This window comes from Micromonospora sp. LOL_024 (assembly GCF_048060415.1).
GTDB lineage: Bacteria > Actinomycetota > Actinomycetes > Mycobacteriales > Micromonosporaceae > Micromonospora.
This window is the reverse complement of sequence record NZ_JBHMIS010000010.1, coordinates 128,200-151,905: the sequence shown is the minus strand read 5'-3', so window position 1 is coordinate 151,905 and position 23,706 is coordinate 128,200. Positions and strand designations below refer to the sequence as shown.

21 protein-coding genes and 2 pseudogenes are annotated in these 23,706 nt (G+C 70.2%); 19 read left to right on the top strand and 4 right to left on the bottom strand.

Annotated features, from left to right (window positions below):
- Window position 1 precedes the first annotated feature (1 nt).
- The 10 genes from ACFHWY_RS14060 (at window position 2) to ACFHWY_RS14015 (ending at window position 10,583) form a co-directional block, all read left to right on the top strand.
- Entirely contained in the window at window positions 2-817 is an 816-nt protein-coding gene (locus ACFHWY_RS14060) for a class I SAM-dependent methyltransferase (RefSeq protein WP_416580625.1), read from the top strand.
- A gap of 35 nt (window positions 818-852) precedes the next feature.
- Window positions 853-1,725 carry a branched-chain amino acid ABC transporter permease gene (locus tag ACFHWY_RS14055; protein ID WP_416580624.1) on the top strand — a complete coding sequence of 291 codons (873 nt, stop codon included), beginning with the start codon at window positions 853-855 and terminating at the stop codon, window positions 1,723-1,725.
- A 77-nt stretch (window positions 1,726-1,802) separates the two neighbouring features.
- Window positions 1,803-2,720, top strand: coding sequence for an ABC transporter permease subunit (locus ACFHWY_RS14050; RefSeq protein WP_416580623.1), 918 nt, complete (start codon window positions 1,803-1,805; stop codon window positions 2,718-2,720).
- A complete protein-coding gene (locus ACFHWY_RS14045; protein ID WP_416580622.1) occupies window positions 2,717-4,228 on the top strand; it encodes an ATP-binding cassette domain-containing protein in 1,512 nt (503 codons plus the stop codon). The genes ACFHWY_RS14050 and ACFHWY_RS14045 overlap by 4 nt, the downstream gene beginning before the upstream one ends.
- Window positions 4,229-4,361: 133 nt before the next feature.
- Window positions 4,362-4,904, top strand: coding sequence for a hypothetical protein (locus ACFHWY_RS14040; protein ID WP_416580621.1), 543 nt, complete (start codon window positions 4,362-4,364; stop codon window positions 4,902-4,904).
- Window positions 4,901-5,650, top strand: a complete 750-nt coding sequence (locus tag ACFHWY_RS14035) for a class I SAM-dependent methyltransferase (RefSeq protein WP_416580620.1) — start codon at window positions 4,901-4,903, stop codon at window positions 5,648-5,650. Before ACFHWY_RS14040 ends, ACFHWY_RS14035 begins: the two co-directional genes overlap by 4 nt.
- Window positions 5,651-5,663: 13 nt before the next feature.
- Window positions 5,664-6,560, top strand: coding sequence for a hypothetical protein (locus ACFHWY_RS14030; protein ID WP_416580619.1), 897 nt, complete (start codon window positions 5,664-5,666; stop codon window positions 6,558-6,560).
- Window positions 6,561-6,702: 142 nt separating this feature from the next.
- The gene (locus ACFHWY_RS14025; protein ID WP_416580618.1) at window positions 6,703-7,350 is read left to right on the top strand and encodes a GNAT family N-acetyltransferase; all 648 of its coding nucleotides are present in this window, start codon (window positions 6,703-6,705) and stop codon (window positions 7,348-7,350) included.
- 172 nt (window positions 7,351-7,522) lie between these two features.
- On the top strand, window positions 7,523-9,457 hold the full coding sequence (locus ACFHWY_RS14020; RefSeq protein ID WP_416580617.1) for a Helicase associated domain protein: 1,935 nt from the start codon (window positions 7,523-7,525) through the stop codon (window positions 9,455-9,457).
- Window positions 9,458-9,668: 211 nt separating this feature from the next.
- Entirely contained in the window at window positions 9,669-10,583 is a 915-nt protein-coding gene (locus ACFHWY_RS14015) for a hypothetical protein (protein ID WP_416580616.1), read from the top strand.
- Window positions 10,584-11,181: 598 nt separating this feature from the next.
- Here ACFHWY_RS14015 and ACFHWY_RS14010 read toward each other — a convergent pair.
- Complete coding sequence (locus tag ACFHWY_RS14010) at window positions 11,182-11,472, bottom strand: hypothetical protein (RefSeq protein WP_416580615.1); 291 nt, start codon at window positions 11,470-11,472, stop codon at window positions 11,182-11,184.
- A gap of 28 nt (window positions 11,473-11,500) precedes the next feature.
- On the opposite strand from ACFHWY_RS14010, the gene ACFHWY_RS14005 reads away from it, so the two are divergent.
- Window positions 11,501-13,513 carry an EAL domain-containing protein gene (locus ACFHWY_RS14005; RefSeq protein ID WP_416580614.1) on the top strand — a complete coding sequence of 671 codons (2,013 nt, stop codon included), beginning with the start codon at window positions 11,501-11,503 and terminating at the stop codon, window positions 13,511-13,513.
- Here the strand turns inward: ACFHWY_RS14005 and ACFHWY_RS14000 are convergent.
- Window positions 13,472-14,482, bottom strand: a complete 1,011-nt coding sequence (locus ACFHWY_RS14000) for a DUF6545 domain-containing protein (RefSeq protein WP_416580613.1) — start codon at window positions 14,480-14,482, stop codon at window positions 13,472-13,474. The two genes, ACFHWY_RS14005 and ACFHWY_RS14000, sit on opposite strands and share 42 nt — an antisense overlap.
- 79 nt (window positions 14,483-14,561) lie before the next feature.
- Here ACFHWY_RS14000 and ACFHWY_RS13995 point away from each other — a divergent pair.
- From ACFHWY_RS13995 to ACFHWY_RS13965, 7 genes and pseudogenes are all read left to right on the top strand, one after another.
- A pseudogene (locus ACFHWY_RS13995) lies at window positions 14,562-15,467 on the top strand (SAM-dependent methyltransferase).
- Window positions 15,468-16,438: 971 nt separating this feature from the next.
- Window positions 16,439-16,747 (top strand): hypothetical protein, encoded by a 309-nt coding sequence (locus tag ACFHWY_RS13990; protein ID WP_416580612.1) that lies wholly within the window; start codon window positions 16,439-16,441, stop codon window positions 16,745-16,747.
- 43 nt (window positions 16,748-16,790) lie between these two features.
- Entirely contained in the window at window positions 16,791-17,513 is a 723-nt protein-coding gene (locus ACFHWY_RS13985) for a tryptophan 2,3-dioxygenase family protein (protein WP_416580611.1), read from the top strand.
- Window positions 17,510-18,667 carry an aminotransferase class V-fold PLP-dependent enzyme gene (locus ACFHWY_RS13980; protein ID WP_416580610.1) on the top strand — a complete coding sequence of 386 codons (1,158 nt, stop codon included), beginning with the start codon at window positions 17,510-17,512 and terminating at the stop codon, window positions 18,665-18,667. Before ACFHWY_RS13985 ends, ACFHWY_RS13980 begins: the two co-directional genes overlap by 4 nt.
- On the top strand, window positions 18,664-19,899 hold the full coding sequence (locus ACFHWY_RS13975; protein WP_416580609.1) for a tryptophan 2,3-dioxygenase family protein: 1,236 nt from the start codon (window positions 18,664-18,666) through the stop codon (window positions 19,897-19,899). The genes ACFHWY_RS13980 and ACFHWY_RS13975 overlap by 4 nt, the downstream gene beginning before the upstream one ends.
- Window positions 19,896-21,173 carry a nitric oxide synthase oxygenase gene (locus tag ACFHWY_RS13970; protein ID WP_416580608.1) on the top strand — a complete coding sequence of 426 codons (1,278 nt, stop codon included), beginning with the start codon at window positions 19,896-19,898 and terminating at the stop codon, window positions 21,171-21,173. The genes ACFHWY_RS13975 and ACFHWY_RS13970 overlap by 4 nt, the downstream gene beginning before the upstream one ends.
- Window positions 21,134-21,520: pseudogene (locus ACFHWY_RS13965) on the top strand (S8/S53 family peptidase); the annotation flags it as partial. The gene ACFHWY_RS13970 and the pseudogene ACFHWY_RS13965, both read left to right, overlap by 40 nt.
- Before the next feature lie 124 nt (window positions 21,521-21,644).
- Here ACFHWY_RS13965 and ACFHWY_RS13960 read toward each other — a convergent pair.
- Window positions 21,645-21,791, bottom strand: coding sequence for a hypothetical protein (locus ACFHWY_RS13960; RefSeq protein WP_416580636.1), 147 nt, complete (start codon window positions 21,789-21,791; stop codon window positions 21,645-21,647).
- 225 nt (window positions 21,792-22,016) lie between these two features.
- Between ACFHWY_RS13960 and ACFHWY_RS13955 the strand changes: the two genes are divergently transcribed.
- Entirely contained in the window at window positions 22,017-22,340 is a 324-nt protein-coding gene (locus tag ACFHWY_RS13955; protein WP_416580607.1) for a hypothetical protein, read from the top strand.
- Between the two features lie 57 nt (window positions 22,341-22,397).
- Here ACFHWY_RS13955 and ACFHWY_RS13950 read toward each other — a convergent pair whose 3' ends face one another.
- Complete coding sequence (locus tag ACFHWY_RS13950) at window positions 22,398-22,592, bottom strand: hypothetical protein (protein ID WP_416580606.1); 195 nt, start codon at window positions 22,590-22,592, stop codon at window positions 22,398-22,400.
- Window positions 22,593-23,706: the final 1,114 nt, after the last annotated feature.

Below are 23,706 nucleotides of genomic sequence, written 5' to 3'. Positions count from 1 at the left end.
GATGAGCACGACCACCGCTGGCGGGCAGACCGCCGGGTACATGTTCGACAACGCCACCGACGAGGCCGCGCACCAGCTTCGCCACCTGGGTGAGATCCTCGATCCGGGCACCCGACAGACCTTGCGGGAGATTGGTCTGGGACCGGGGTGCAGGGTCACCGACGTCGGCGCCGGGGCGGGCACCTTGACCGCCTGGCTGGCCGATCAGGTCGCCCCGGACGGGCGCGTCACCGCCGTGGACCTCGACCCCCGCCACATCACCGCCGGCCCCTCCGTCACCGTCCGGGCCGGTGATGTCCGGCGCATGGAGCTGGAGGGGTCGCAGCAGGTCATCGTGGCCCGGCTGGTCCTGATGCACCTGCCCGAACGCGAACAGGTCCTCGCCGAGCTGGTGCAGGCGTTGGCGCCGGGTGGGGTGCTGGTGGTGGCGGACTGGGACTGCACCTGGCGGGACATGATCCGCCGCAGCCCCAGTCCTCACGCCACCCAGTTGATCGAACGCTTCCAGGACGCCCTGCTGGCCTTCGGCGAGTCGCGGGGGGCGGACATGGGGTGGGCCAAGCGGGCACCGGAGGCGATGCTGCGCGCCGGCCTGGTCGACGTCAGCAGCCGCATCGAGTCCCGGTCCTGGCGCGGTGGCACCGGCATCTGCCTGCTGCACCGCTCCAACTCCATCCAGCGCGAGGCGCAGCTGCTCGACGCCGGGATGACCCGCGAGGACCTGACCGAACTGCGGCAGGTGCTGATGGACCCGGAGCTGATCCTGTCGGGCTACCTGATGCACACCACCACCGGACGCCGCCCCACCACGGCCTGACCGGGCAGACCCACAGCGAGGAAGGGAGGAGTGCCGTGGGCGGGTTCGTCAACCCCTACACGATCACCGCGTTAGATGGCGTCGCGTACGGGCTGCTGCTGTTCGTCATCGCCGCCGGGCTGACGTTGATCGTCGGCGTGGCCGGGGTGTTCTCCATGGCCCACGGCACCCTCTACCTCGCCGGCGCCTACCTCGCCTGGCACCTCGCCGACGGCGGGTGGACCGGCCTCGCCCTCGCCCTGGCCGCCGCCGTGGCGGTGGGCGGTCTCGGGGGTGCCGGGCTTGCCGCCGCCGTGCGCCCTCTCGCCGATCGGCCGCTGGATCAGGTGCTGGCCACCCTCGGCATCGCCTACATCGCCGCCGACCAGTTCAGCACCGTGTTCGGCGCCGAGCCGCGCTCGGTCGACCCACCCCAGGCCGTGGCCGGGTCGGTCAGCCTGGGCGACTACCAGTACCCGGTCTACCGGCTGGGGTTCATCGCCGTCGGCGTGCTGCTCGTGCTGGGGCTGTTCTGGTTCGTCGAGCGCTCCCGTACCGGGGCGGTCGTGCGCGCGGTGGTCGCCGATCCGGGCATGGCCGCCGCCACCGGCCTGCGCACCGGCATCGTCCGGGCCGGCGTGGTGGTCGGTGGGGCAGTCCTCGCCGTGACCGCCGGAGTGCTTGGGGCCCCGGTCATCGGCCCATCGCCGGGGGTCGACACCACGATACTGGTGTACTCGCTGATCGTCTGCGTCGTCGGCGGCCTCGGCAGCATCCGCGGCGCCCTGCTCGCCGCACTCGGCGTCGGGCAGACCCTCACCCTCGGCGTCGCCCTCGCCCCCGGCGCCGCCGCGTTCCTGCTCGCCGCCGCCATGCTCGCCGCGCTCACTATCCGCCAGCGCACCGCACTGCCGGGACGACCCGCATGACCACCGCCCTCACCCCAAGGCCCGACGCGACCGTCGCACACACGCCGACCCGCCGCTGCGGGTCCAGGTCGGCGTGGATGTTGCCCGCAGCGGGGGCCGGTGCTCTGGCCGTGGCCGTCGCGTTGCCGTGGCTGGTCAACGCCTACCTGGTTTCCCTCGCCGCCACCGCCCTGGTCATGGCCGTCCTCGCAATGAGCGCCCAACTCCTGGCCGGGTGGGCCGGGCTCGCGCCGCTGGGACAGGCCGCCTACCTGGTCGTCGGCGCGTACACCGCTGCGAGCATCGCCACGCTGACCAGCCTCGGCCCGATCCAGCTGCTCGCGGCTGCCGCCGCCGGGGCGCTCGCCGCTGCGGTCACCGGCCTGCTGGCGGTGCGCGCCCGGGGCACCACCTTCCTCATGGTCACCTTCGGCCTGGGCGAGCTTATCCACGTCGCCGCCAACCAGTGGGCACCGGGCGGCAGCGAAGGCGTCCACGCTCCGCCCGTCGTGGCGCTACCCGGCCTACCGGCGATGGTGCGGCCCGGCTGGGTGTACCTGTACGTGCTGGCCTGCACCCTGCTCATCGGCGCGGCCGTCGCCGTTGTCGTCCGGACCCGCGTCGCCGTGCTGTTACGCGGCATAGCCGCCTATGAACCTCGGGTGCAGGCGGCCGGGCAGCACACCGGTCGGCTGCTGCTCGCCGCGTACACGATCGCCGGGGGGATCGCCGGAGCGGCCGGAGCACTGGCCATCGCGGTCACCCGGTACGTATCGCCCGCCGACGCGGCGATGGGCGTCTCCGCCCTCGCCCTGGCCGCCGCGCTCATCGGCTCGGGCAGCATGAGCGGTGCCTGCGCCGGAGCCATCCTCCTGGTCGTGGCCCGGGACTGGGTCGGCGGCCTGCTCGGCGGTCACGGACCCACGCTGCTCGGACTGGCCTTCCTGCTGCTGGCCTACCTGCCCCGGCACCGCCTGGCCGGCCTCACCATCCAGGTCCCCGGGAGGCGGACATGAGCGCCCCGCTGCTGCGGCTGGAGGCTGTCACCCGCACCTATGGTGCCCGCCAGGCCGTCGACGAGGTCAGCCTCGACCTACACCCCGGTACCCGGCATGCGATCATCGGCCCCAACGGCGCCGGCAAGTCCACGCTGCTGCACCTCATCGCCGGCACCCTGCGCCCCACCTCCGGCCGCATCCACTACGCCGGACACGACATCGGCCGCTGGCCAGCCCACCGCCGGGCTCGCGCGGGAATCGCCCGCACCTGGCAACACCCGGCGCTGGCCCGCCCGCTCACCGCCGTGCAGAACGTGCTACTCGCCGCCCCCGGACAACGCCTCACCGCCCTGCGGCCCCAGTCGCGTGCCGTGGCCGCCGCCCACACCGCGCTGGCCCAAGTCGGACTCACCGAGCACGCCGAACGGACCGCCGGCCAGCTCGCCTACGGCGACCAACGTCGCCTGGAGATCGCCGTCGCGCTCGCCGCCCAGCCCCGGCTGCTCCTGCTCGACGAGCCCTCCGCCGGCCTCGCCGCCGACGAGATCACCCGCCTCACCGACCTGATCCGCGCGCTGCCGGCCGACATCAGCGTGCTGCTGGTCGACCACAACCTCGACTTCGTCGCCGCGGTCGCCGACACCGTCACCGTTCTGCACCACGGCCAGCACATCACTACCGGCACCCCCGCAGCAATCCGCGAACACCCCGACGTGCGGCGCGTCTACCTCGGCACCGATGCCCCCGCCAGCCCCGCACCCAACAGCCCGACCACCACGGCCGCCGTGGCCGGGACACCAGTCCTGCGCGTGCGCAACCTGAGCGCCGGCTACACCGGGGCGCCGGTACTCACCGACATCACCCTCGACGTGCGGGCCGGCCGGGTGACCGCGGTCGTCGGCCGCAACGGCGCCGGCAAAACCACTTTGATCAACACCATCGCCGGCCTACACCTCGCCGGACCCGGTACCGAAATCGTCCTGCACGGGCAGGCCCTGACGCGGTGCGACACCCGCCGTCGCGTCCGCGCCGGCCTCGGCATGGTCCCCCAAGGCCGTCGCTTGTTCGCTGGACTCACCGTCGACGAACACCTCGCCCTGCCTCGACCGCACCCCACCCGATCCAGGACCGTCGACGCCCGCCAGGCGCTCGACCTGTTCCCGGCCCTGGCCGAGCGGCGCCATCACCGACCCCACCAGCTCTCCGGCGGTGAGCAGCAGATGCTCGCCCTAGCCCGCGCGTTGATCGCCGCCCCGCATGTGCTCCTGCTCGATGAGCCATCCGAAGGACTTGCCCCCGCCGTTGTCGGGCAGCTCGCAGCGATCATCACCGGCCTCGCCGCCGCCGGCACCGCGATCCTGCTCGCCGAGCAGAACCTCGCCCTGGCCTGCCAGGTCGCGCACGACATCGCCGTCCTGGACCGGGCCCGCATCATCCGCCACGTCACTACATCCGACATGCGCGAGTACCCCACCGATCTGCACGACCTGCTCACCGTCCCGACCACCACACCGACACCGTCATGACTGCGACCCGCGATCATCACCGACCCGGCGAGGTCACCCCCGTGCCTCGCCACCGTCCATCCGGCGCGACGGCCCGGCCGCGCCCGGTGGACACCGTCACCCGCACCGCACACCCCGCTGCGGGTGGCGGCGGGTGGTTGGCGACGCTGACCCGGACACCGTCGCCAACCACCCCACCCACCACCATCCGGCCGGTGACGCCGTGACCGACGACGACACCAGCCTGTGGCTGCTCACCGACCTGGCCCGCTGCACCACCTGCTGGCAGACTCTCCAGCCCTACACCTGCGCACGCCGACGCTTCTACGCCTGCTTCTGCTTCACCCTCCACGACGCCGGGCATCTGGAGGCCCTTGTCGTGGGACACGCCGCAGCGCAGGACCGCCGCACCGCCGTCGAGCGGCCCCTCATCACCTACAGCCGGTGGCACCAGTCGACTCGGGCGGACCTGCGTCAGCACCTGCTGCGCATGGTCGACCAAGTCCTCGTCCACACACCACACACTGTCGAGCTGCGCTGGCACCCGCACGCTTCCCGCCGCCACCGCCGCCTACCAGCCATGACCGGGAAGACCATCACCACCACCGCCGCGCTGAAGCGACAAGCCGCAGCCCCGCAACCGCCACCCCAGCACCCGATGCCGCCGGCATCACCAACCACCGGAGGAACGCTATGACAGCCATGCTGCCGGCCCATTCCAGCCCGACACAACAACTGCTCAACCCGAGCATCCGCACGGTCCTTGGCCGACTCGACATCAGAACCAACCAGCGGGTGCTGGAGATCGGCGCCGGTGCCGGCGAGATCACCGCCCGCCTCGCCGAACTCGTCGGCCGTTACGGGTCCGTCACCGCCGTCGACGCCGACATCAGCCGTCTCACCGGCACCGCCGTCGTCGATGTCCAGCGGCGTGACCCGAACCGGGACCTCCTGCCCGGCCAGGCCGACAGGTACGACCACATCGTCGCCCGCTGGCCCCACGGCATCCTGCGCGACCCGGCAGACGTCATCGAGCAGATGATCGTCCGCCTACGCCCGGGCGGCTGGCTCGTCCTCGCCGACATCACACCCACCCCACCCCGCATTCTCCGGGCCCCCGACGAGGCCGGCACTCTGATCCACACCGTCATGCAGCAGGTCCACCACGCCCTCACCGGCCCGCACGGCGCGACCTGGACCGCCGCCCCCGAAACCCAGCTGATAAGCCACGGCCTGGCGGAGCACTGCATCCACCTCGGTACCGAGACCTGGACCGGCGGTCGCCCCGGCTGTCGGCTGCTGGCCGACATCGTCACCCACCTGCGTCCCAGCCTGGACATCACGGATGCGGACGCGGACCGATTCGCCCACCTCATGACCGACCCCGCCGTGCTGGTGGGCTCCTACGAATCCCGGGTCATCCACGCCCATCAGCGCACCTGAAGGCACGACAACCATGACTTACCTGACCCTCACGGCCCGCCGCCTGCTCACCGCGCTACTCGGCGGCATCCTCGTCCTGCTCACCGCATGCCAAACCGACGGCACTGCACCCTCAGGACCGGACACCACCCGGCCGGCGGCACAGCAGCCGGCCGCCACCGCCGCCGGGCTCACCGCCCAGCAGCGCTTGGACCTGCTCGCCAGCACCGTCACCGGGACACCCGCCGACACCACCGCCGGGCTGCCCTACACCTACCTGCACCTCCAGACGTGGGCACGAGCGAGCAACACAATCGTCCGCAGCGACGTTCGACGCTGGCGACATGAGGCGGACGGGTCCGGCCGAGAGGCTATCCGCCGGGCACCGAACCTGCGGGGCGTGAACCACCAGCCCACCTCCGAGGAACGTCACGATCTCCGCCGAGCCCCGCAGCAATCGCTCCAGTACCGGGCCGGTCAGCTGCACCCCTACCTCCCTGGGGGAATCCCGGCCGACTCGGGCGAGCTAGCCACACTGCTGGCGCCGCCCAAGCTGATCGACGAGCCCGCCTACCCGAGGCTCCTGGCCGGCGGCGTCGTCGCAGTCGCCACTAGCCATCACCTCGACCCGCAGCAGCGGGCGACGACCCTGCGCGTCCTGGCGACGGTCCCCCACATCACCTACCAGGGCACGACCACCGACCTCGCCGGCCGACCCGGACTCGCCTTCCAGATCACCGCCGACGGATCAACCTCGACGCTGCTCATCCACGCAGCCACCGGCGAACTACTTGCCGCGAAGGAGTGGATCGACGGCGGACGCCGGCCCGGCCTGTTCTCCTACACCCTCCTGCTGGATCGCGGCCGTACGAGCAGCACCGACAGCCCTCCATCACCCGCCACCGCCGCAGCCGCGACGCACCTGCGGTGACAAGCCGACCGGCCGCCGAACCTCAAGGGGAAAGGGCGGCGGCCGGTCCTCCCGGGCCGGCGGCAGCGGGCCCCCCGTCCCCTGCCGCCGGCCACCTATCCCCGGTGAGACGACAAGCAGCAAGAAAGGTAGAGCACAAGAGGTGACGCATCGAATCCGTGCCGCCCGATGGGTGGAGAGAGAGCATGTCGCCGCGGTGATCGCCGAGGCCCTTCAGCCCACTCCCATCGCCGCCTGGTTGGTACCCGACCAGGAGCAGCGCGGACCTGTCCTGACCGATGTCGCCGCCATCTGGGTCGAACACGCCATGTTCTACGGCGACGTCCACGTCACCAGCGACCTCACCGCCGCCACCGTCTGCTTCCGCCGATACCGGCCACTCCCGCCACCGGCCAGCTACACCACGCGCCTCGCCACCGCCGCAGGCCCGCACGCCGACAACTTCCTGGCCCTGGACGACATCATCGCCAACCGCCAGCCGACCAAGGCTCACTACCACCTCGCCTACCTTGCCGTGCGCCCCCCACACCAGCGGACCGGCCTCGGCCGGACGCTGATGCACCACCTACGCAGCCGGCTCGACCTCATCGACCTACCGTCCTGGACCCTCACCCTCCCCACCGGGGAACACCTCCTCGCTCAGACCGGCTACACAGCTGACCACCACGCGATCGTGCGCCCGGCCGACGGCGTGACCCTGCAACCGATGAGCCGTCGCTGCGGCCAGCGCGACGAACCCGCTACCACTGCCCTCCACCCGACCAGCGGCCGTCAAAACTCCCGGGCCTGACGACGGCGCACCGCGAACGGCGCCACTGCCGGCCCGGACCGGACGAAGAGACGATGAGGAACACGTGAGAACTCTCGGCCCCGCATCCCACTCAGGCCGGCCTGCCGCAGAGGCCCCTACCTCAGCGGACGTCGAGGCGCAGGGCTCCGTGACACCCGCAGGACTACCTCCCTTGCGGGACTATCAGCAGGAGGCGGTCGAGGCGATTGTCTCCGGCGCCGCTGACACCGGTCGAGGTCAGATGATCGCCGCGTGTGGGACCGGGAAGACGTTGATCGCAGTGCACGCCGCGGTGCGGCTGTCCCCCCGTGGTCTGGTGGTGATCGTCTGCCCCACTCTGACGCTGATCGCGCAGACCCTGCGGGTATGGCGGCCAGTCGACGCGGCCACGCTGGCGGTGTGCAGCGACGAGACCGTCGCAACGGTGGCCGGCTACACCGATGAGCTGAGCTGCCCGGTTACCGCAGAGGTGGGCGAACTCGTCGCGTGGCTGCGAGCCCCTCATTGCGGCCGGATGCGAGTGGTCGCGGTCACGGCCCTGTCCGCCGCCCGAGTCGGCGCGGCCCTGAAGGAGACTGGCATGGTTGCCGATTTCCTGATCATCGACGAAGCGCATCGCACCGCCGGCCGTCGGGACAAGACATTTGGGGCGGTCCACAGCGATGCGTGCCTGCCGGCCCGGGTACGGCTGAACATGACCGCCACACCACGAATCCTGATGGCTGGGCGCGGTGAGGCGAAGGCGTATGACGCGGTGCTGTCCATGGACGACCCTGCCGCGTTCGGGCCCGTGTGGTACCGCTACCCGTTCAGCCGCGCAATCGAGGAGGGCTGGCTCGACGACTACCGGGTGGTGGTTATCGGGGTTACCTCCCGCCAAGCGCTGGAAGTGCTCAACGCCGCCACGGACGACGACGTGTCCTCCGCGGATGGAGCCCCGCTACGCACCGCCGTGGTGCAGACGGCGCTGCTGCGCGCCGCCACCGAGTTCGGCCTACGTCGGGTACTGGTGTTCACCAGCCGGATCAGCGACAGCAGGGAGTTCGCCCGCACCCTGCCACGTACGGCCGCGCTACTGCCGGCCGAGCACAAGCCGAAAGGTCGCCTCACCACCGGCCACGTCGATGGCCGGCAGAGCATGGCCCAACGTCAGATCCACCTCGACCGGCTCGCCGACCCACCCGAGGACGGCTGGACGGTCATCTCCTCAGCGAAAGCCCTCACCGAGGGCGTCGACGTGCCCGCCGTCGACGCCGTCGTGCTCACCAGACCGACGGAATCAACCGTGCAGATGGTGCAGACTGTCGGCCGAGCGCTGCGCCGCAATCCCTTCGGCAGCGGCATCGCCACCATCCTGATTCCCGTCCTTCTGCCCGACGACCGTGAACAGTTGCCCGACACCGACGACGAATGGGCCACCGCCTGGCAGGTACTGCGGGCGATGCGCGCCCATGACGAGGACTTCGCCATCGACCTCGACACCCGTCGCCGCCACGCCACCACCGGTGACCAGGAACCCCGACTACCCGACCGGGTGCTCGTACGGCTACCTGACGGCTATCCCACCGAACGGCTGCTGCGGCACATCACCATCCGCATGCTCGACCACACGGCCACCGGACTCATCGTCAGACGCCCCTATATCAGCTGGGACGACGGAATCGCCGCCGCCCGGCTCTTCCGGCAACGGGAGGGTCACCTCAACGTCCCGCGCTACCACCAAGAAGGCGACGTCGACCTCGGCGGTTTCATCCACACCCAACGAGGCCGGCACCGCCGCCGCCAAGCCACCCCCGACCAGCTACGAACCTTGGAAGAACTCGGCATCACCTGGCAGGTTTACGAGGCCCGCTGGCAGCGGCACCTCGCCGCCTTCACCGCGTTCTACCGTCGCGAAGGACACCTGCAAGTACACCGCAACCACCGCGAAGACGGCATTAACCTCGGCACGGTCGCCCACAACCTCCGTAAGCAGCGCAAACTCGGCAAGGTCCCCGCCGACCGGATCGCCGCCATGGACGCCATGCGCTTCCCATGGTCACTCGCACCGACCCACCGTCGCGTCACCCGTCCCCGCAGCCGGGACACCACACCCGTAGATCCGTGACTTACCCGCGCTTTACGAAGCCGCCATTACGCAAACACCGGGATACGCGGCGCCTGCCGCACCAACCGCACTCCGTGCCAATCATGCCGCGACCGTACGCGCCACTCCCACCGCGATGCCCGCATGCCAAATAACCGCAGCAGACCGACAAAAGCGCACCTCTCGTCCCGACCTCAGCCTTCACCGCCCACCACTCCCGAAGGGGCCACCAATGACGCATCTGCTGATCGCGACCATCAACTACCAGGCCGGCGGCTACTACGGCGGCGGCTTCCACCTGCAACCCCTCCAACAGATATTCGCTGTCCTGGATGTTCCGCCCGCGATCATCCTGTTCTGTGAGGCCAAGCACTACCGGCGAAACCAGCACGAAGGGTTACGCCTGGCCGAGAAAGCCCTCACCGAAGTCCTCAACGCCCCCTACATCGGGCTGCTCGGCACCAGCCAGCACGGACCCATCCCGCCCGCCATCTTCTACGACGCCGACCAGGTAACCCACCAGCTCTGGCCCGGCGACGACCCGCACGACCCCGACATCTTCGCCGACAAACGCAATGTCGGACGGTTCCGCGTCAACGCCACCGGGACCGAGTTCGGCGCCTGGGTCGCCCACTTCAACGCCCGCAGCGGCACCGCCCGCCTGGAAGAGGCGAAACTGCTCGACCGCTACGGCAACGACCCGCTCCCATACATCGGGGGTGGCGACCTCAACTCCAGCGCAAGCGGCAGGCAGTTCCCGCAACGCGACTGGAGGGCCGCGAGCCACCGCATCCGCACCCACAAAGGCAAGTTGATCGACGACGGCACCCCCGACGGACGCTGGGAAGCCGACACCGACGCGCTCGACCACCTCATCGGCCGGTGGGACCCGATCAGCGGACGCCGGCTCACAGGCGCCGGCTACCACGCCATCGCCGAACTCTGCTGGCTCGACAACCCGGACTTTGTCATCCAGCCCACCGTCATCGACAAACCCGGTGAAGGCGGCCCCGACGTCATCGACTACCTGCTGGTCAACGCCGCCATGCGCCCGCACGTCATCGCCAACAGCTACCGGGTCCACGTCCCCGATGGGCCACCGTTCCCCTCCGACCACCACCTCGTCACCGCCGAGATCGATCTCTGATCCGCCGGCATCAATATTGGGGAAGACCTACCCCCGCACGGTTTCATTCGTGCGAGATCAGTCGCCCGCCGAGGGAGATTACGCATTGCTGCCCCGTCTATCGCGTCTGCCCGTACAAGCTAACCGCTCTGGATGCCTGCGCGTGGGCATGCTGTCTCGCGCGACCTACCGCCCACGCGCCAGCGGGATGGCCGCGCGTGCAGGGGACGGGGGTGGCCCGATACGCCCAGGCCGAACTCGGCCTGTCCCCACATCACGGTTGTCGGCGACAGGGATCTGACCGCAATGCGCATTGACTGCATATAACGACTCTTTGGCGTTGATTGATACCCATGCGCGGCGATACATTTCGCCTAGATGTAACTCGCGGAGGGAAGGGTGGCTATGCGTAAAGGCGTCGAGTGGGACTGAATACGTTGCGGGCTGCTACTGTGGACGGCTCTCTCGGGAGGGCTGGGGTTGATGATCACAGGGACTGATTGATGTCGCTCCGGTGCGGCCGGTGGGCGCTGGTTCTACTGACCGTGTCAGGTGTCGCGACGGCGCTGGCGTGCCTCACATGGGCGTTGCGCAATGTGGGGTCACCGACGCCCCACGATCATGTGTATCTGTGGATGGGTGTCGCGCTCATGGTTATGGGCGCGGCCTTTTCGGTGCCGTTGCGTCCGCGGATGTCGATGCGGGTCACATTAACGCCGACGGCGTGCCTGGTATGCGCGTCAGTGTTGCCGGTGCCGTGGGTGGTTGTCTGCGCGGCGGTCGGGGTCGGCTTGGCCCGGTTGTTGACGCAATATCGGCGCTCATCTGGCCTGTACAAGGCTGTGCACAACACCAGCATGGATGTCATCGCCGCAGCGCTGGCTGGTGCGGTGATGTTTGCCTTCGGCATCCGTCCGAGTCTTGGTGAGTCTGCGTCGGTGACTCCCCATTTCTCACGTCACCTGGTCGGGTTTCTCGTCGCGGCGGTCGCGGTGTTGGTGTTCGAGGAGCTGGTCACGGCGACGGCGGTGACGTTGGCGACTAGGCGTCCGTTCCTGGTCGTGCTGCGCAGCCTGTGGCTCACGCGGCTGGTCGTGGCTGTCGTGGAGATCAGCACGGCGGGCGTGGTCACGGTCGTTGCCGGACTGGACAAGCGAGCACTTGTAGCGCTGCCGGCGGTGATGCTCGTCCTGCACCTCGGGCTCACGTATCGGCTGCGGCTTCGCGAGGAGCGGCGGGCCTGGGAGCACCTGGCCGCGTTGAGCGACGCCCTGAGCGCGCGTGACCTCGATGTAGTGCTGCATACCGCAGCGGGCGGTGCGGTTGACCTCTTCGGCGCTCGGTCGGCGGACATCGAGATTACAGGCGGCCAGCGGTTGGTGCGCGCCAGCCAGCAGGACGGGGTCGCCCGTGTGGTCTACGACGGGCCCGCGGGTGAGGCCCCCGAACTCGGCGAGGTGCGGACGGCGGTGCGGCACGAGATCGGCGGCGATCCGAACGGAATGCACGGGGTGGTGCGGCTGCATCTCAGTGGACCGCGTGATGTGCTCTCGGTGCGGGAACGCGCGACCCTGCGGGCCTTCGCGGCAACCCTGTCATCGAGCCTGGACATCGCCCATGCCTACGGCTTGCTGGCGTTCAAGGCACGTCGACACGAGACAGCGGCGACCCATGACGAGGACACCGGCATGCCGAACCGCGCTGGTGTGCTGAACCACATCAGCAAGATGGCCGTCGGGCCCTGTCATGCCGTTGTCATCCGGCTGGAGAACTACCACTTCCTGGCCGACGCGGCCGGCGGAGACCGGGCCTTGGCGCTGCTGAACACTCTCGCCGGTCGGCTGCGCCGCCTGTCGGCGGGCACTACCTCGGTCGCAGGTCGTGTGGGTGACGTGACGTTCGCATTGATCATGTGGGACATCGAGGCGGACGTTGCCTATCAGCTAGCGTGCTCGGCGGTGGCGGCGCTGCGTCGCGAGGTCCGCATCGATGAAGGCCGGGTGATGGTGCGGGCCAGCGCGGGGATGGCATCCGGTGTGCCTGGACCCGAGTTGCTCGACGCGGCGGAGCGTGTGTTGTGGCGAGCTATGCGGCAGGGTCAGGACCGGCTGGTGTCGTATCAGCCAGGTCCGGTGCGCCAGTGGTCACTCGCCCGAGAGTTGTCGCGTGCGCGGACGTCGATCTCGTTCGAGCCGGTCGTGGACCTCGTCAGCGGGCGGATCGCCATGGTGCAGTCCGTGCCGCGCTGGCTGTATTCGCGGCATGACATGCTCACCGCCGACGAGTACGTCTACCAGCTCATCGGTGATCCCGACAGCCTGGAGAACCTGGCCGAGAAGGTGGTGGCGCGGTCGCTGTCGGCCGCGGCAACCTGGCGTGAGGCGCTGCCGGACACGGCGCTGGTCGTGCCGGTGCCGTCCGGCGCCCTCACGCCCGCCTTCGCCGACGCCATACGTGACCTTTTACGAGACCATGCCGTGGCGGGCTCGTCGCTGGTGCTGGCGCTCGGCCAGCCACTGGACGGGGACGCGCGGGGCGTGGCCGAGCGGATTAGGCAGTTCGGCGTGCGGCTGCTGCTGGACAACTATGGCAGTGGCCAGGTGGGGATCGAGTCGCTCAACGCCGCCACGTGGACCTACCTGCGCCTGCATCCGGCCTACGCCCTGGACGCGGGCTGGCGTCCGGCCCGGTCGGTCATCCGCGCGGCGGTGGACCTCGCCATCGACTTGGACCTCGCGGTCATCGCGCCAGGGATCACCACCGAGGAGGAAAGGCGCGAACTGGCCGGGCTCGGCTGTGTCCTGGGCAGCGGTCCACTGCTCGGCGGCGAGATGTTCCCCAGCCAGTTCCACGGCCATGCGCAGACATGGCAGCCCACCGCGCTGCACACGGGGGCGCAGGTGATACGGCTACACCGCGCTGGGCGAACGTCCCCGGCGCGTCGCGGCTAGTGAGATCACCGGAGCGCCGGCCACGACGGTCGTGGACGGTGCCGCGTCCGCGACGGGGGCGACCACCGGCACCCACCGGGCGATCTCCGCGGCGACCAGCGGGGACTCGTGCAACGCGCGGGCCATGCGGGCGAGGCGGCGGGCCTCGGCGCGCACGTCGTGCGGGTCATGGCGCTGGAGTGGCAGAGGCGAATCGTCGGCACCGGGAGGCAGCGAGGTGTGGCGGCGGCGCAGCGCGACAGCGACTGTGGCGGCCTCCGCGACGGCCGCCACGGCGGCGGCATCGAGCCGGTGACGTCGCGCGCGTCGAGTCGCACTGGCGTACACCTGTGGACTGCACCACGGGCGCAGCACGCGCAGCGCCTCGTGGATTTCGATGACCGTGCGGTAGCGCTGTCGCCTGCCACGGATCTCGACCGGAACCGGCGCGGACGTGCTGGTGCGGACGATCGCGACGTCGGGCATGCCGTCGCGCAGCGTCACCCACAGCTGCAGGAGATGCCAGTCGTGGCGCCGGTCGGCCCACCACGCCGGTGACCCGCCGGGCAGCCGTAGGCGGGACAAAGCCTCCGCACCATGCGCGCCAACCGTAGAGGACGCGGGGCGGATCAACCGCTGGTACAGCAGGTCAGCGGCCATCTCGGCTTCGGCCTCGACAGCGGGATCGACATCGCCGTGCAACACGTCACCGTCGTGTTCGAGGATGAGGTGCGCGAGTTCGTGCAACACGGTCTGCACCCGCGCGAGCGCGGGCAGCGCCGCGTCGACAAGGATGTAGTCGGCGTCGTCCCGCTTGACGAGCAACCCCGGCGGCAGGTCAGCGCCCAGCCGCACGTCACGGACCTGCAGGCGACGTCCGCGGGCTCGTCCGATCGCCTCGCACCAGGCGTCCACGGTGTACGGGGCGGGCGGCGGAGGCACGTTGGCCGCGCGCAGGCGCCGCGCGAGACGCGCCCGGGCCAAGAGCATCCAAACCTCCTGACACTACGATCAGTGCCGGACCAAAGATCAGAGTGTAGCCGCATTGGGGCCACCCGCGGGTATCTCGATGTTCGAGGGACCGACGTCGCCGGCGATCTCGACTAGGCTCCACAAGCGACAGCATCGGCGACAGGGGACACTGGTGACCGACCGGCAGAGCGCACAGAGCCCCGAGGGTGGCCAGGCCACCTACTCCCGCATCTATGACTACCTCCTCGGCGGGAAGCAGAACTTCGAGGCCGACCGCGAGGCCGCACGACAACTCCTGCGGGCCTTCCCGGAATCGGCGAACATGGCCCGATCGAACCGGTTGTTCATGGGGCGCGCGGTGCGCACGTTGGCCGAGGGTGGCATCCAGCAATTCCTCGATCTTGGCTCCGGCATCCCCACCCAGGGCAACGTGCACGAGATCGCCCAGGCCATCGACCCGGCCATCCGGGTGCTGTACGTCGACATCGACCCGGTGGCGGTCGTCGCCTCCAACCAGATCCTCATGGGCAACCCCACCTGCCGCGTGATCGAGGGCGACTTCACCCGTCCCGACCTGATTCTCGACGCGCTCGCTGGCGGTGACCTGGCCACCGTGATCGACCTCGACCAGCCGACCGCGCTGCTGTACTGCTCCGTCCTACAAGTGGTCTCTGACGACCGGATCCACGGCGTCGTCGCACCGATCCGCGACTGACTCGTCCCCGGCAGCGCCATGGTCATCTCGCACCCGAGCGCGACGCTGACCGAGCGGTACGACAAGTCGAACGTCTCCGAAGCGACAAGCGTGTACCGCACCCAGGCGGCCACCGACATCACCTTGCGCAACGACGCGCAGATCACCAAACTTTTCGGCGACCTCACCATGATCGAGCCAGGCCTGGTGCCGCTCGACGACTGGCGGCCCGAACTCGGCGAGCCCGACCCCTACGCCGCCCGGCCCGTGCCATCACCGATGAAGGGAGCAGTGGCCATCCGCCGCTGACCCGCCTCGACATCGGGCCGCGCCGCGCCGTAGCGGCCCGCAACAGCCATCGCGGCACGAAACGCGCACACCTGATTCCGAGGGGATGGGTGTGCCTGCCACCCCTGCGGTCCGCGTGCCCGAACCACAGCGACTTCCGGCCCAGGCAGCGCCAATACCCATCTCCCGGATACGAGCCCACCGACGCCGGTGGCTGACACACGCCCCGCACCGGTCACCGGGCAGCCTGGTGCGGATCGGAGAATTCGTCACCGCAGGCGATCATCCGCCGCGCGGAAACTGATTGTTCACCGACGTAGCGGGATCCTTACGCCCACACGCACATGCGTCGGTAACGCCGCCGTCGCCTCCGTTGCGCCGTCACCTGTGGCGGGTTTCCCAGGTTCCGCGACCGCCGTATCCGCAGGTCAGCCCGATGTGATCAGGTGGCCGGCGGCATGGCGATGCTGCTAGAGCTGGCAAGAAACATAGACACCGCACATGCTGGGGTGCTGAATTGAATCTGCTGCTGACACCCGCGACCGGCGGCATAGGGAAACAGTTCTGTAAGCCTGCCGCGCACTGCGGGCAGGATGACCGATCGCGTCCTGAGACAGGTTGACACAATGGTTGTTCTGCGCTTTTCATCGCGAATTCCGCCGCGTCTGCCCCGCCGGACGGCCGCAGTGAAGGCGGGCCGGTCGGCGGCGGCCATGGCTGTGCGGCCTCGGCGTCGAGGGACTGGCTGCGGCAGGATTCGCCGCGACCGCCGAAGCGTCCTCTCCCCTGCCGGTGCGGCTTCGCCCGTCGGGGCGGGCCACCCGACCGCGTCGGCCACCCGCCTGTCTCCCGCGGCCTCCTCCCGGCCAATCAGCGCGCTGTGCACCCGGCTCGATTTACGGGCGGTCGCCGACCTCGTCGGGCAGGTCAGCGCCCAGAAGGACATCTCCCGCACAGGCGGCAGCTTCGCCCGTCTGGCGTGTGCGGTCACCGTGGGGCGCCTGCCCCACGGGGTGACGGCCGGCGCCGACTTTGGCGCGCCCGACTCTGGCCGGCTGATGTACGAGGGGCTGCGGCAGGTACAGCAGGGCAGCGGCCGGGTCACGGATCCGACCGGTAGTGGGGCCGCAGCCTACGCCTACACCTACGCGGCGACCGGCCTCACGGTGGTGACCTATGAGGCGAACGCGTACCTGGCGGTCACCGCGGTGCCGCCGCGTCTCGGGGCTGACCTGCCCGAGGACCTGAACACGGGGCTGAGCGCCACCGCGTCCTCGGCGCTCGATGCGCACCGCACCTGAGGGATCCCCACCTCGCCGATCCACTCTTGTCTGGAGGTCTTACATGGTCGCGTCATCGCTACCCGCTGTGTTGCCCGGGGTCGGTGCCACCGACTACGCCCGCTACATGCGCACCAACGAGCTGCTGGCGCTACAGAAGGAGCCAACGCAGTGGGTGCACCCCGACGAACTGCTGTTTCAGATCGTGCACCAGAGCAGCGAACTGTGGCTCAAGCTCACCCGCTCCCTGCTGTCTCGCGCTCTGGCGCATGTGGGGGCGGGTCAGGTGGGCGCGGCGGAGCTGCTCGTCGACCGGGCGGCAGAGGCGCTGCGGCTGATCACCGAGCATCTGCGCATTCTGCGGTCCCTGCCCCCGGCGCACTTCGCGGTCATCCGCCGCGCGCTGGGCAACGGGTCCGGGTTCGAGTCCCCCGGGTGGCGGCTGCTGCGCTCAGCGACCACCGAGCTCGACATCGCGTTCAGCCGTCTGCTGTCCTCGTCTCGCCTCACCGCAGCGGACCTGTACCAGGGTCAGCCATCGGATCCGCTGTATCGGCTCGCTGAGGCGCTGGTGGAGTTCGATGAGCGGATCGCGCTGTGGCGCGCCGAGCACTACACCGTCGCCACGCGTGTCATCGGCCAGGGTGTTCTCGGCACCCGCCGCACACCGGTCGACAGCCTTTCCGCGCTCATCAACCACCGGCGATTCCCGACGCTGTGGGAAGCGCGCACCGCACTGACGCAAGCGTCCTCGCAATGCGTCTACCCGAGCAGGGGGCAGGCGTGAGCGCAACGACAGTTACCGAACCCGCGTCGCTGCGCCAGCGGTTGACCACACCCACGGTGGGCGCGCACCTGGCGGCGTGCAGCATCGCTCCGCGCACCCTCGACGTGGACCAAGCCCTTGCCCGGATGCTCGAAGACCTATCCCGGCCCGGCTTCTGGCAGGCGTGCGAGGAGCAAGTCACCAAAGCCCGCCGAGCGTTCGCGCGACTCGTCAGCGCCGACGTCGACCAGATCGCGATACTGCCCAACGCCAGCGTCGCCGCCCACCAGGCGGCCTCAGGCCGCCGCTGGCGGCGCGCACGCCACATCCTGACCACACCCGCGGAATTCCCCGGGATCGCGCACACCTGGTTGAGCCAGCCGGGAGCACGGGTCCGCTGGTGTGGCACGACCGGCGGTGAGCTGACCACCGGCGACTACCTGTCGCAGATCACACCCCGCACCGGGCTGGTGTCGGTGCCCGCCGTCACCTACCGCGACGCCATCGTCCTCGACGTGGCGCGCATCGCCGACGCCGCGCACGCCGCCGGCGCGGCGGTGTTCGTCGACGCCTACCAGGCCGCCGGCGTGATGCCCCTCGACGTCGACGCGCTGCGCTGCGACTACCTCGTGACCGGCACCGGCAAGTACCTGCTCGGACTGCCCGGCCTGGCCTTCCTCTACATCCGGCATCCGGACGGCCCGGCGCCGACGCTCACCGGCTGGCTCGGCCGCACCGATCCCCATGCCTTCCGCGCCACCGTCCTGGACTCCCCGCCCCACGCCCGCCGGTACGAGACCGGAACTCCCGCCGCCGCAGCCATCTACGCCGCCGTCGCCGGCCTGTCCCTGATCGGCGGCCTCGACCTGCGGCAGGTCCGCCACTGCACCCAGCGGCTGATCGCCGCAGCCACGCAGCGCCTTGCCGCCCAGGGAGAGATCGTGCGGCTGGCGAGCCACGCCGACGCCCAAGGCGCGCACCTGGCGCTCGTCGAGTCCCACGCGGACGCACTGGCGGCCTGGCTCGGGCAGCGCGGCATCATCGCCGCGCCTCGCAACGGGGTGCTGCGCCTGGCCATGCACGCCTACACCACCGCAGGCGACATCGACGCCGCGTGCGAGGCGATCGCCGCCTACCGGCACCGCAGCCGCACCCGCCCGGGAGGTGCCCGATGAACCCCGAACCGCTGCACCGGTGGCTGGCCCAGCGCCGGCCCACCACACATCGCTTCCCCTACGACCGCGTTGTCGACGCCTACCAGCACTACGGCAAGCACCTCATCCCCGAGGAATGGACCACGCTCCTGTGCACAACCCGCGACCGGCTGCGAGAGGTTTCCGGGCCACGGGGACAGTTGGCAGCGTTCCTGGACACCGCGCTCGACAAGGTCGATGACCGGTTCGGCTACCACACCTACCTCGCCCTGCCTCTGCTACCCATCCCCGATCCGGACCGCACCACCGAACCGGCGGACCGACTGCTGGCCGGACGGGACCGCTTCCATGTCCTGCTCTTGTCCGACCTCATCGCCTTCGAGCTGCGTGCACTCGACAGCACCAACAGGCCACTACCCCAGATGCGCCCTGACCCGGTGGTCGTACGCAAACGTCTGCGACACGCGGTACGGGCGACCGGCCCTGCACTGCGCCGGCTCAGCTTCGACGTCCGTGCCGTCGACGACCCGGTGGCACTGGCTCGCCGGATAGTCACGATGGTCTGCATAGACCGCACCTCAGCTGACCGGCTGACGCTGCGGACCACCGTGCTGCCGGTGTCGACCGTCCACGACGAGTATCTGTTCATCCGGGTCCTGCAGGCCTTCGAGCTGACCTTCGGGCTCCTCGCTGTCGACCTGACCGCCGTCGTCACCGCCGTCGGCGAGGACCGCCTGCCCGCGGCCGGCATCCGCCTGTGCCTCGCCGCCGCCCTCCTACGGGAGACCGCGCCACTGTGGTCGCTGCTGGCCACCATGCAACCCGAGGCGTTCCACCGCTTCCGGATTCACACCGACGGTGCCAGCGCCATCCAGTCCCGCGCCTACAAGCTGGTCGAGTCGCTGTGCCGCACACCAGACCCGCAGCGCCTGCACTCGGCGGCATACCAATCCGTGCCCGACGTGCACGCCCGCGTCCGAAACGGGCAGACCAGCATCAACGACGCCCTGACCGCCATCCGCGCCGACCACCTCGCCCTCGCCCAGGTCCCGATCCTCGCCGACGGGATGCGGCAGTTCACCGCCGCCGTACACCAGTGGCGACGCACCCACTACCGCCTCGCCGTGCGGATGCTCGGCACCGACCGTCCCGGCACCGGTGCCACACCCGGCACCCCCTACCTCCTGCACGGCCGCGACACCGCCGTCTTCAGCGACGGTGACCCCAGCGCATCCGGGGACGGCCGCCGATGACCGCCGCGACGATCCCACCGCGACCCGTCACCACCACCCACGACGTCGACACCACCAACGACGACCTGCTCATGCAGGCGTACGACTTTCTGCGCCAGTGGCACGACGAGACGGGCAAGCATGGGCTCGCCCAGCGGTGGCGGGACGTACGCGCCGACATCCGGTCGACCGGGACGTGGCGGCCAACCAATGACGAACTGGCCTACGGGGCGCGGGTAGCCTGGCGCAACGCCGCACGCTGCATCGGCCGGCTGCGCTGGCCCAGCCTCATCGTCCGCGACCGCCGCCACACCATCACGCTGGAAGCAGTACGGCGGGAGCTGACCGCTCACCTCGACGAAGCCACCAACGACGGACACATCCGCTCCGTGCTCACCGTCCTCGCCCCCGCCACCGGACCCACCCCGGCACCGGTGCGCGTCGTCAATCCCCAGCTGGCCCTCTACGCGGCCTGGCCCACCGACGGCGGCATCATCGGCGACCCCGCCAACCTGACCCTGACCGCGCTGGCCACCGACCTCGGCTGGCCCGGCCCCGCCCACCGCAGCGCGTTCGATCTCCTGCCCTGGATCGCCGCCACCGACGGGCGGCTCCACCTGCTCCCGACAGACCAGGCGCACATCCGCGAGGTGCCGATCCACCACCCCGACCATCCGTGGATCGCCGACCTCGGCTTGTGCTGGCCGGCCGTTCCCGTCATTAGCAACATGACGCTGCACGTCGGCGGACTGCGGTTCCCGGCACCGTTCAGCGGCACCTTCATGGCCAGCGAGATCGCCACCCGCAACCTCGCCGACCGTCACCGCTACCACCAGCTCCCCGCCGTCATCGCCGGCCTCGGCCTGCCCGACCGCGACCGGCTGCGCACCGACAAAGCCCTACTCGCCCTCCACGAAGCGGTATTGCACAGCTTCGAGACCGCAGGCGTGTCCATCACCGACCACCACCGGGAAAGCCGCGCCTTCGCCCGCTTCGTGCAGCACGAGGAGGCAGCCGGGCGCGTCGTGGCAGGCGACTGGAGCTGGCTCAACTGTTACCCCATGACGCCCCAGGATCCCTCCTGGGGCCGCTACTACGACAGCAGCCAATCCACTCCGGCCCTTCGTCCGGATCCGTACTGCCTCGCCCTCACCGCCGGTCACTCCAGGCCCGGCCACGAACCCTCAACGCGTCACCACGCCGACGTCCACCCGGCTGCTGGCGCCGCACCCAATCGAACCAGCAGGGAGGGCAGATGTCGGCACGCGCCTCAGCACGACTGCACCGGTGGCTGAACCGCCTGGCCGTGGGCGCTGTTATCGGCAGCAAGATGGTCGCGATCACCGGCAGCCCGTCCTGGCACCCCGGCGCGCTCGCGGCGGCCGGAACCGACGCCACGGTCGCCCCAGCCGCATCGCCGCCATCCCCGCCGGGGAGACCGAACCTCGCCGTACCCGGCGATGGCCTGTTTACGGCGCTACCCAACGGGCGGTACCCGATGAGGACCGGGAGCAGCGCCGCCACCGCGCTCGGCGCGGTTGCCCTGGTGAAGGTTGAGTACCCGAAGCTCAACTCGCATGGCCTGTCCAAGCGGATGCTGGAGACGACCCGGGACGGCGGCAAACCGGGCAAGGACCTCGACGACGGCTGGGGGCAGCTCGACCTGCGCCAGGCGTTGACCGGCGAGCCGGACGGACGAGCCCGCCGTACCCGGGCGGCTCAGAAGCCCGAGGTTGAACCCACCCTGGCCCGTGCGCGCGGAGAACTCAGGCTGCCTGGACAAGGTTCTCGAATGGGTGCTCGCGTTGGCGGTCGTACTCGTCCTCCTCGGACTCGTGGTAACGGCGGTGTTGCTTCTGCTGCGCCGCCGACGACGGACCGAAGCGCCGCAACCGGACCAGGGCAGCACCCACCGAACCGACCCCAACGAGCGGTGCCGGCTGGCGCCGCCCGGGAAACCTGACGACGAACGGAGGCAGTCCGTGACCTACTCGCCTGGCACCACTCCTCACACCGACACCGCTCCCTCGCCGCCTCCCGCGCCGGCTCGGCCGCCCGCGGCGGTGGTCACGGCGATCCTGTTAATGGCGCCCACGGCCCTCACCTGGCTCGTCGCGGGCGTCGCATTCTTCACAGCGATGGCCAGGTCTGACGGCGATGGCAAGATTTTCCTGATCATCATCGCCGTCCTGATCCTCGCGCTCTGTCTGCTGGCAACGGTTATAACGGTGGCTGGGATGGTCCTCGCCTGGCGTCGGGCCGGCGCCGAAGGGCTGCGGATACCGGCCGCCTTCACCTTCGGGCTCTTTGCCATCTCCCTGGTCTCCCTACTGGTGCAGGGCAAGCTCACCTTCCAACCGACGATGGTCACGCCGCTGGTCGTCGGCGGGCTTTCCGGGGTCGCACTTGCCCTGCTCAAGAGCCGACCGGCCAAGGACTGGTTCGCCGGCAACCGCCGCTGACCGGCGCTGCCGCCGCAACCCGGACACCGGGTTGCGGCGGCAGCTCTGCCCACTTACTCAACCGCAGTCCCGCCGCCATGCTGCGGTGATGCCGACAGCCGGCAGCACGGCGGTGACGGTGAGCGCGGTGATCGGCCCCCGGGTCTGCCACAGGGCTGCGCACAACGCGGCCACGCATCCGCCGCCGGCTGCCGTGGCGACGGCGGCGATCACAGGGGTCGAGGCGACGGCCTGCTGGGCGGCGGTCTGCACGGTGAGCAGCAGTCACGCCGCGACAGAACCGGCGGCCAGCCAGTCCACCCTCTTCCATAGAGGCGGGCGAGCGGTCAGCGGCCAGCGCATGCCGACAGCGGCGAGACAACACCGGCAACGCCAGCGCGGCCCGCCACGGCCCGTGCACCGCCACCACGCCGACCTGCGGGGCGATGGCAGAGAACCCGGTGAAGCAGGTGCCGAAGGCGGCCAGTTCCGCCGGGCGGCGGGCGGTCTGGCCGCACCGACAAGGGCGGTGCTGCGAGGCGCGTTAGCCGTGGTGGGCGGCAGTACCGCTTCTTCGGCCAAGTGGAGATGGTGCGGTGGTGGCCTATCGCGTCAGCTACATCGACGTGTCCCAGGTGCCGCATCTCATCGATGTCGCGCACAGCGTCGACGAGGCTCAGGCGGTCATAGACCATGTTGCGGCCTGCCTCGCCGAGCTGGAGGATCGTGCCGTGACCATTGAAGATCCAGTACTCGGGACAGCGTCGCGTTTGGTCCAGCCGCCCGAGAGCCTGAACTCGCCGGGCGGCCTGCCCGTGCTGCACCTCGGTGGATCAGGGTCCTCGCGTCGGAACTGGCAGGCGGAGGCAATCAGCGCCCGCCGCGCGGAACCGGCCGTGATCGCCAACCACTGTTCGTCGAGTGCGGCGACGAGGGCGCCGAGCCGGGCACCGAGTCCGAATCTATCCAGTGGCGCAGGCCGGTCGCCGGGCGGCAGCCGTCGTGCCGGCCCGCCTCCACAGGTTGGCCAGCCGGTCGTCGAAACCGGCCGGCGCCGTGCACGTCCAGCAGCGCCACGGCCCGGCCCAGCCAGCCGGCATCGCGAGGTCGGTCGCGGCCATCTGGTCGATCTGTAAGTCAGATACGCGGTGACGTGGCCAGTGGTGACGTGAACGTCGCCGTCGAATGCGCAGACTGGGCACAGCGGAAACTCATCGTCACCAGCGGCGGCGAGTAGGTGCGCTTGCGGGTAGACGTCCCCGCACACGGCACACTGTGCCTCGTTGGCGGCCTTCTCCACCGCGCGGGCACGTCCGCTTGCCAGCATCCGGTCCAGTTCCGCGATCATCTCGCCCATAGTGCGCTCGCCGCTGATCTTGAGTGTGCG

What these genes read in the sequence shown, in the direction of transcription:
- ACFHWY_RS14060 (WP_416580625.1), top strand. Translation starts at nt 2, where the DNA reads ATGAGCACGACCACCGCTGGCGGGCAGACCGCCGGGTACATGTTCGAC.
- ACFHWY_RS14050 (WP_416580623.1), top strand. Translation starts at nt 1,803, where the DNA reads ATGTTGCCCGCAGCGGGGGCCGGTGCTCTGGCCGTGGCCGTCGCGTTG.
- ACFHWY_RS14045 (WP_416580622.1), top strand. Translation starts at nt 2,717, where the DNA reads ATGAGCGCCCCGCTGCTGCGGCTGGAGGCTGTCACCCGCACCTATGGT.
- ACFHWY_RS14035 (WP_416580620.1), top strand. Translation starts at nt 4,901, where the DNA reads ATGACAGCCATGCTGCCGGCCCATTCCAGCCCGACACAACAACTGCTC.
- ACFHWY_RS14030 (WP_416580619.1), top strand. Translation starts at nt 5,664, where the DNA reads ATGACTTACCTGACCCTCACGGCCCGCCGCCTGCTCACCGCGCTACTC.
- ACFHWY_RS14015 (WP_416580616.1), top strand. Translation starts at nt 9,669, where the DNA reads ATGACGCATCTGCTGATCGCGACCATCAACTACCAGGCCGGCGGCTAC.
- ACFHWY_RS14010 (WP_416580615.1), bottom strand. Translation starts at nt 11,472, where the DNA reads ATGCCGAAGGCAAACATCACCGCACCAGCCAGCGCTGCGGCGATGACA.
- ACFHWY_RS14000 (WP_416580613.1), bottom strand. Translation starts at nt 14,482, where the DNA reads ATGCTCTTGGCCCGGGCGCGTCTCGCGCGGCGCCTGCGCGCGGCCAAC.
- ACFHWY_RS13985 (WP_416580611.1), top strand. Translation starts at nt 16,791, where the DNA reads ATGGTCGCGTCATCGCTACCCGCTGTGTTGCCCGGGGTCGGTGCCACC.
- ACFHWY_RS13975 (WP_416580609.1), top strand. Translation starts at nt 18,664, where the DNA reads ATGAACCCCGAACCGCTGCACCGGTGGCTGGCCCAGCGCCGGCCCACC.
- ACFHWY_RS13970 (WP_416580608.1), top strand. Translation starts at nt 19,896, where the DNA reads ATGACCGCCGCGACGATCCCACCGCGACCCGTCACCACCACCCACGAC.
- ACFHWY_RS13955 (WP_416580607.1), top strand. Translation starts at nt 22,017, where the DNA reads ATGGCCAGGTCTGACGGCGATGGCAAGATTTTCCTGATCATCATCGCC.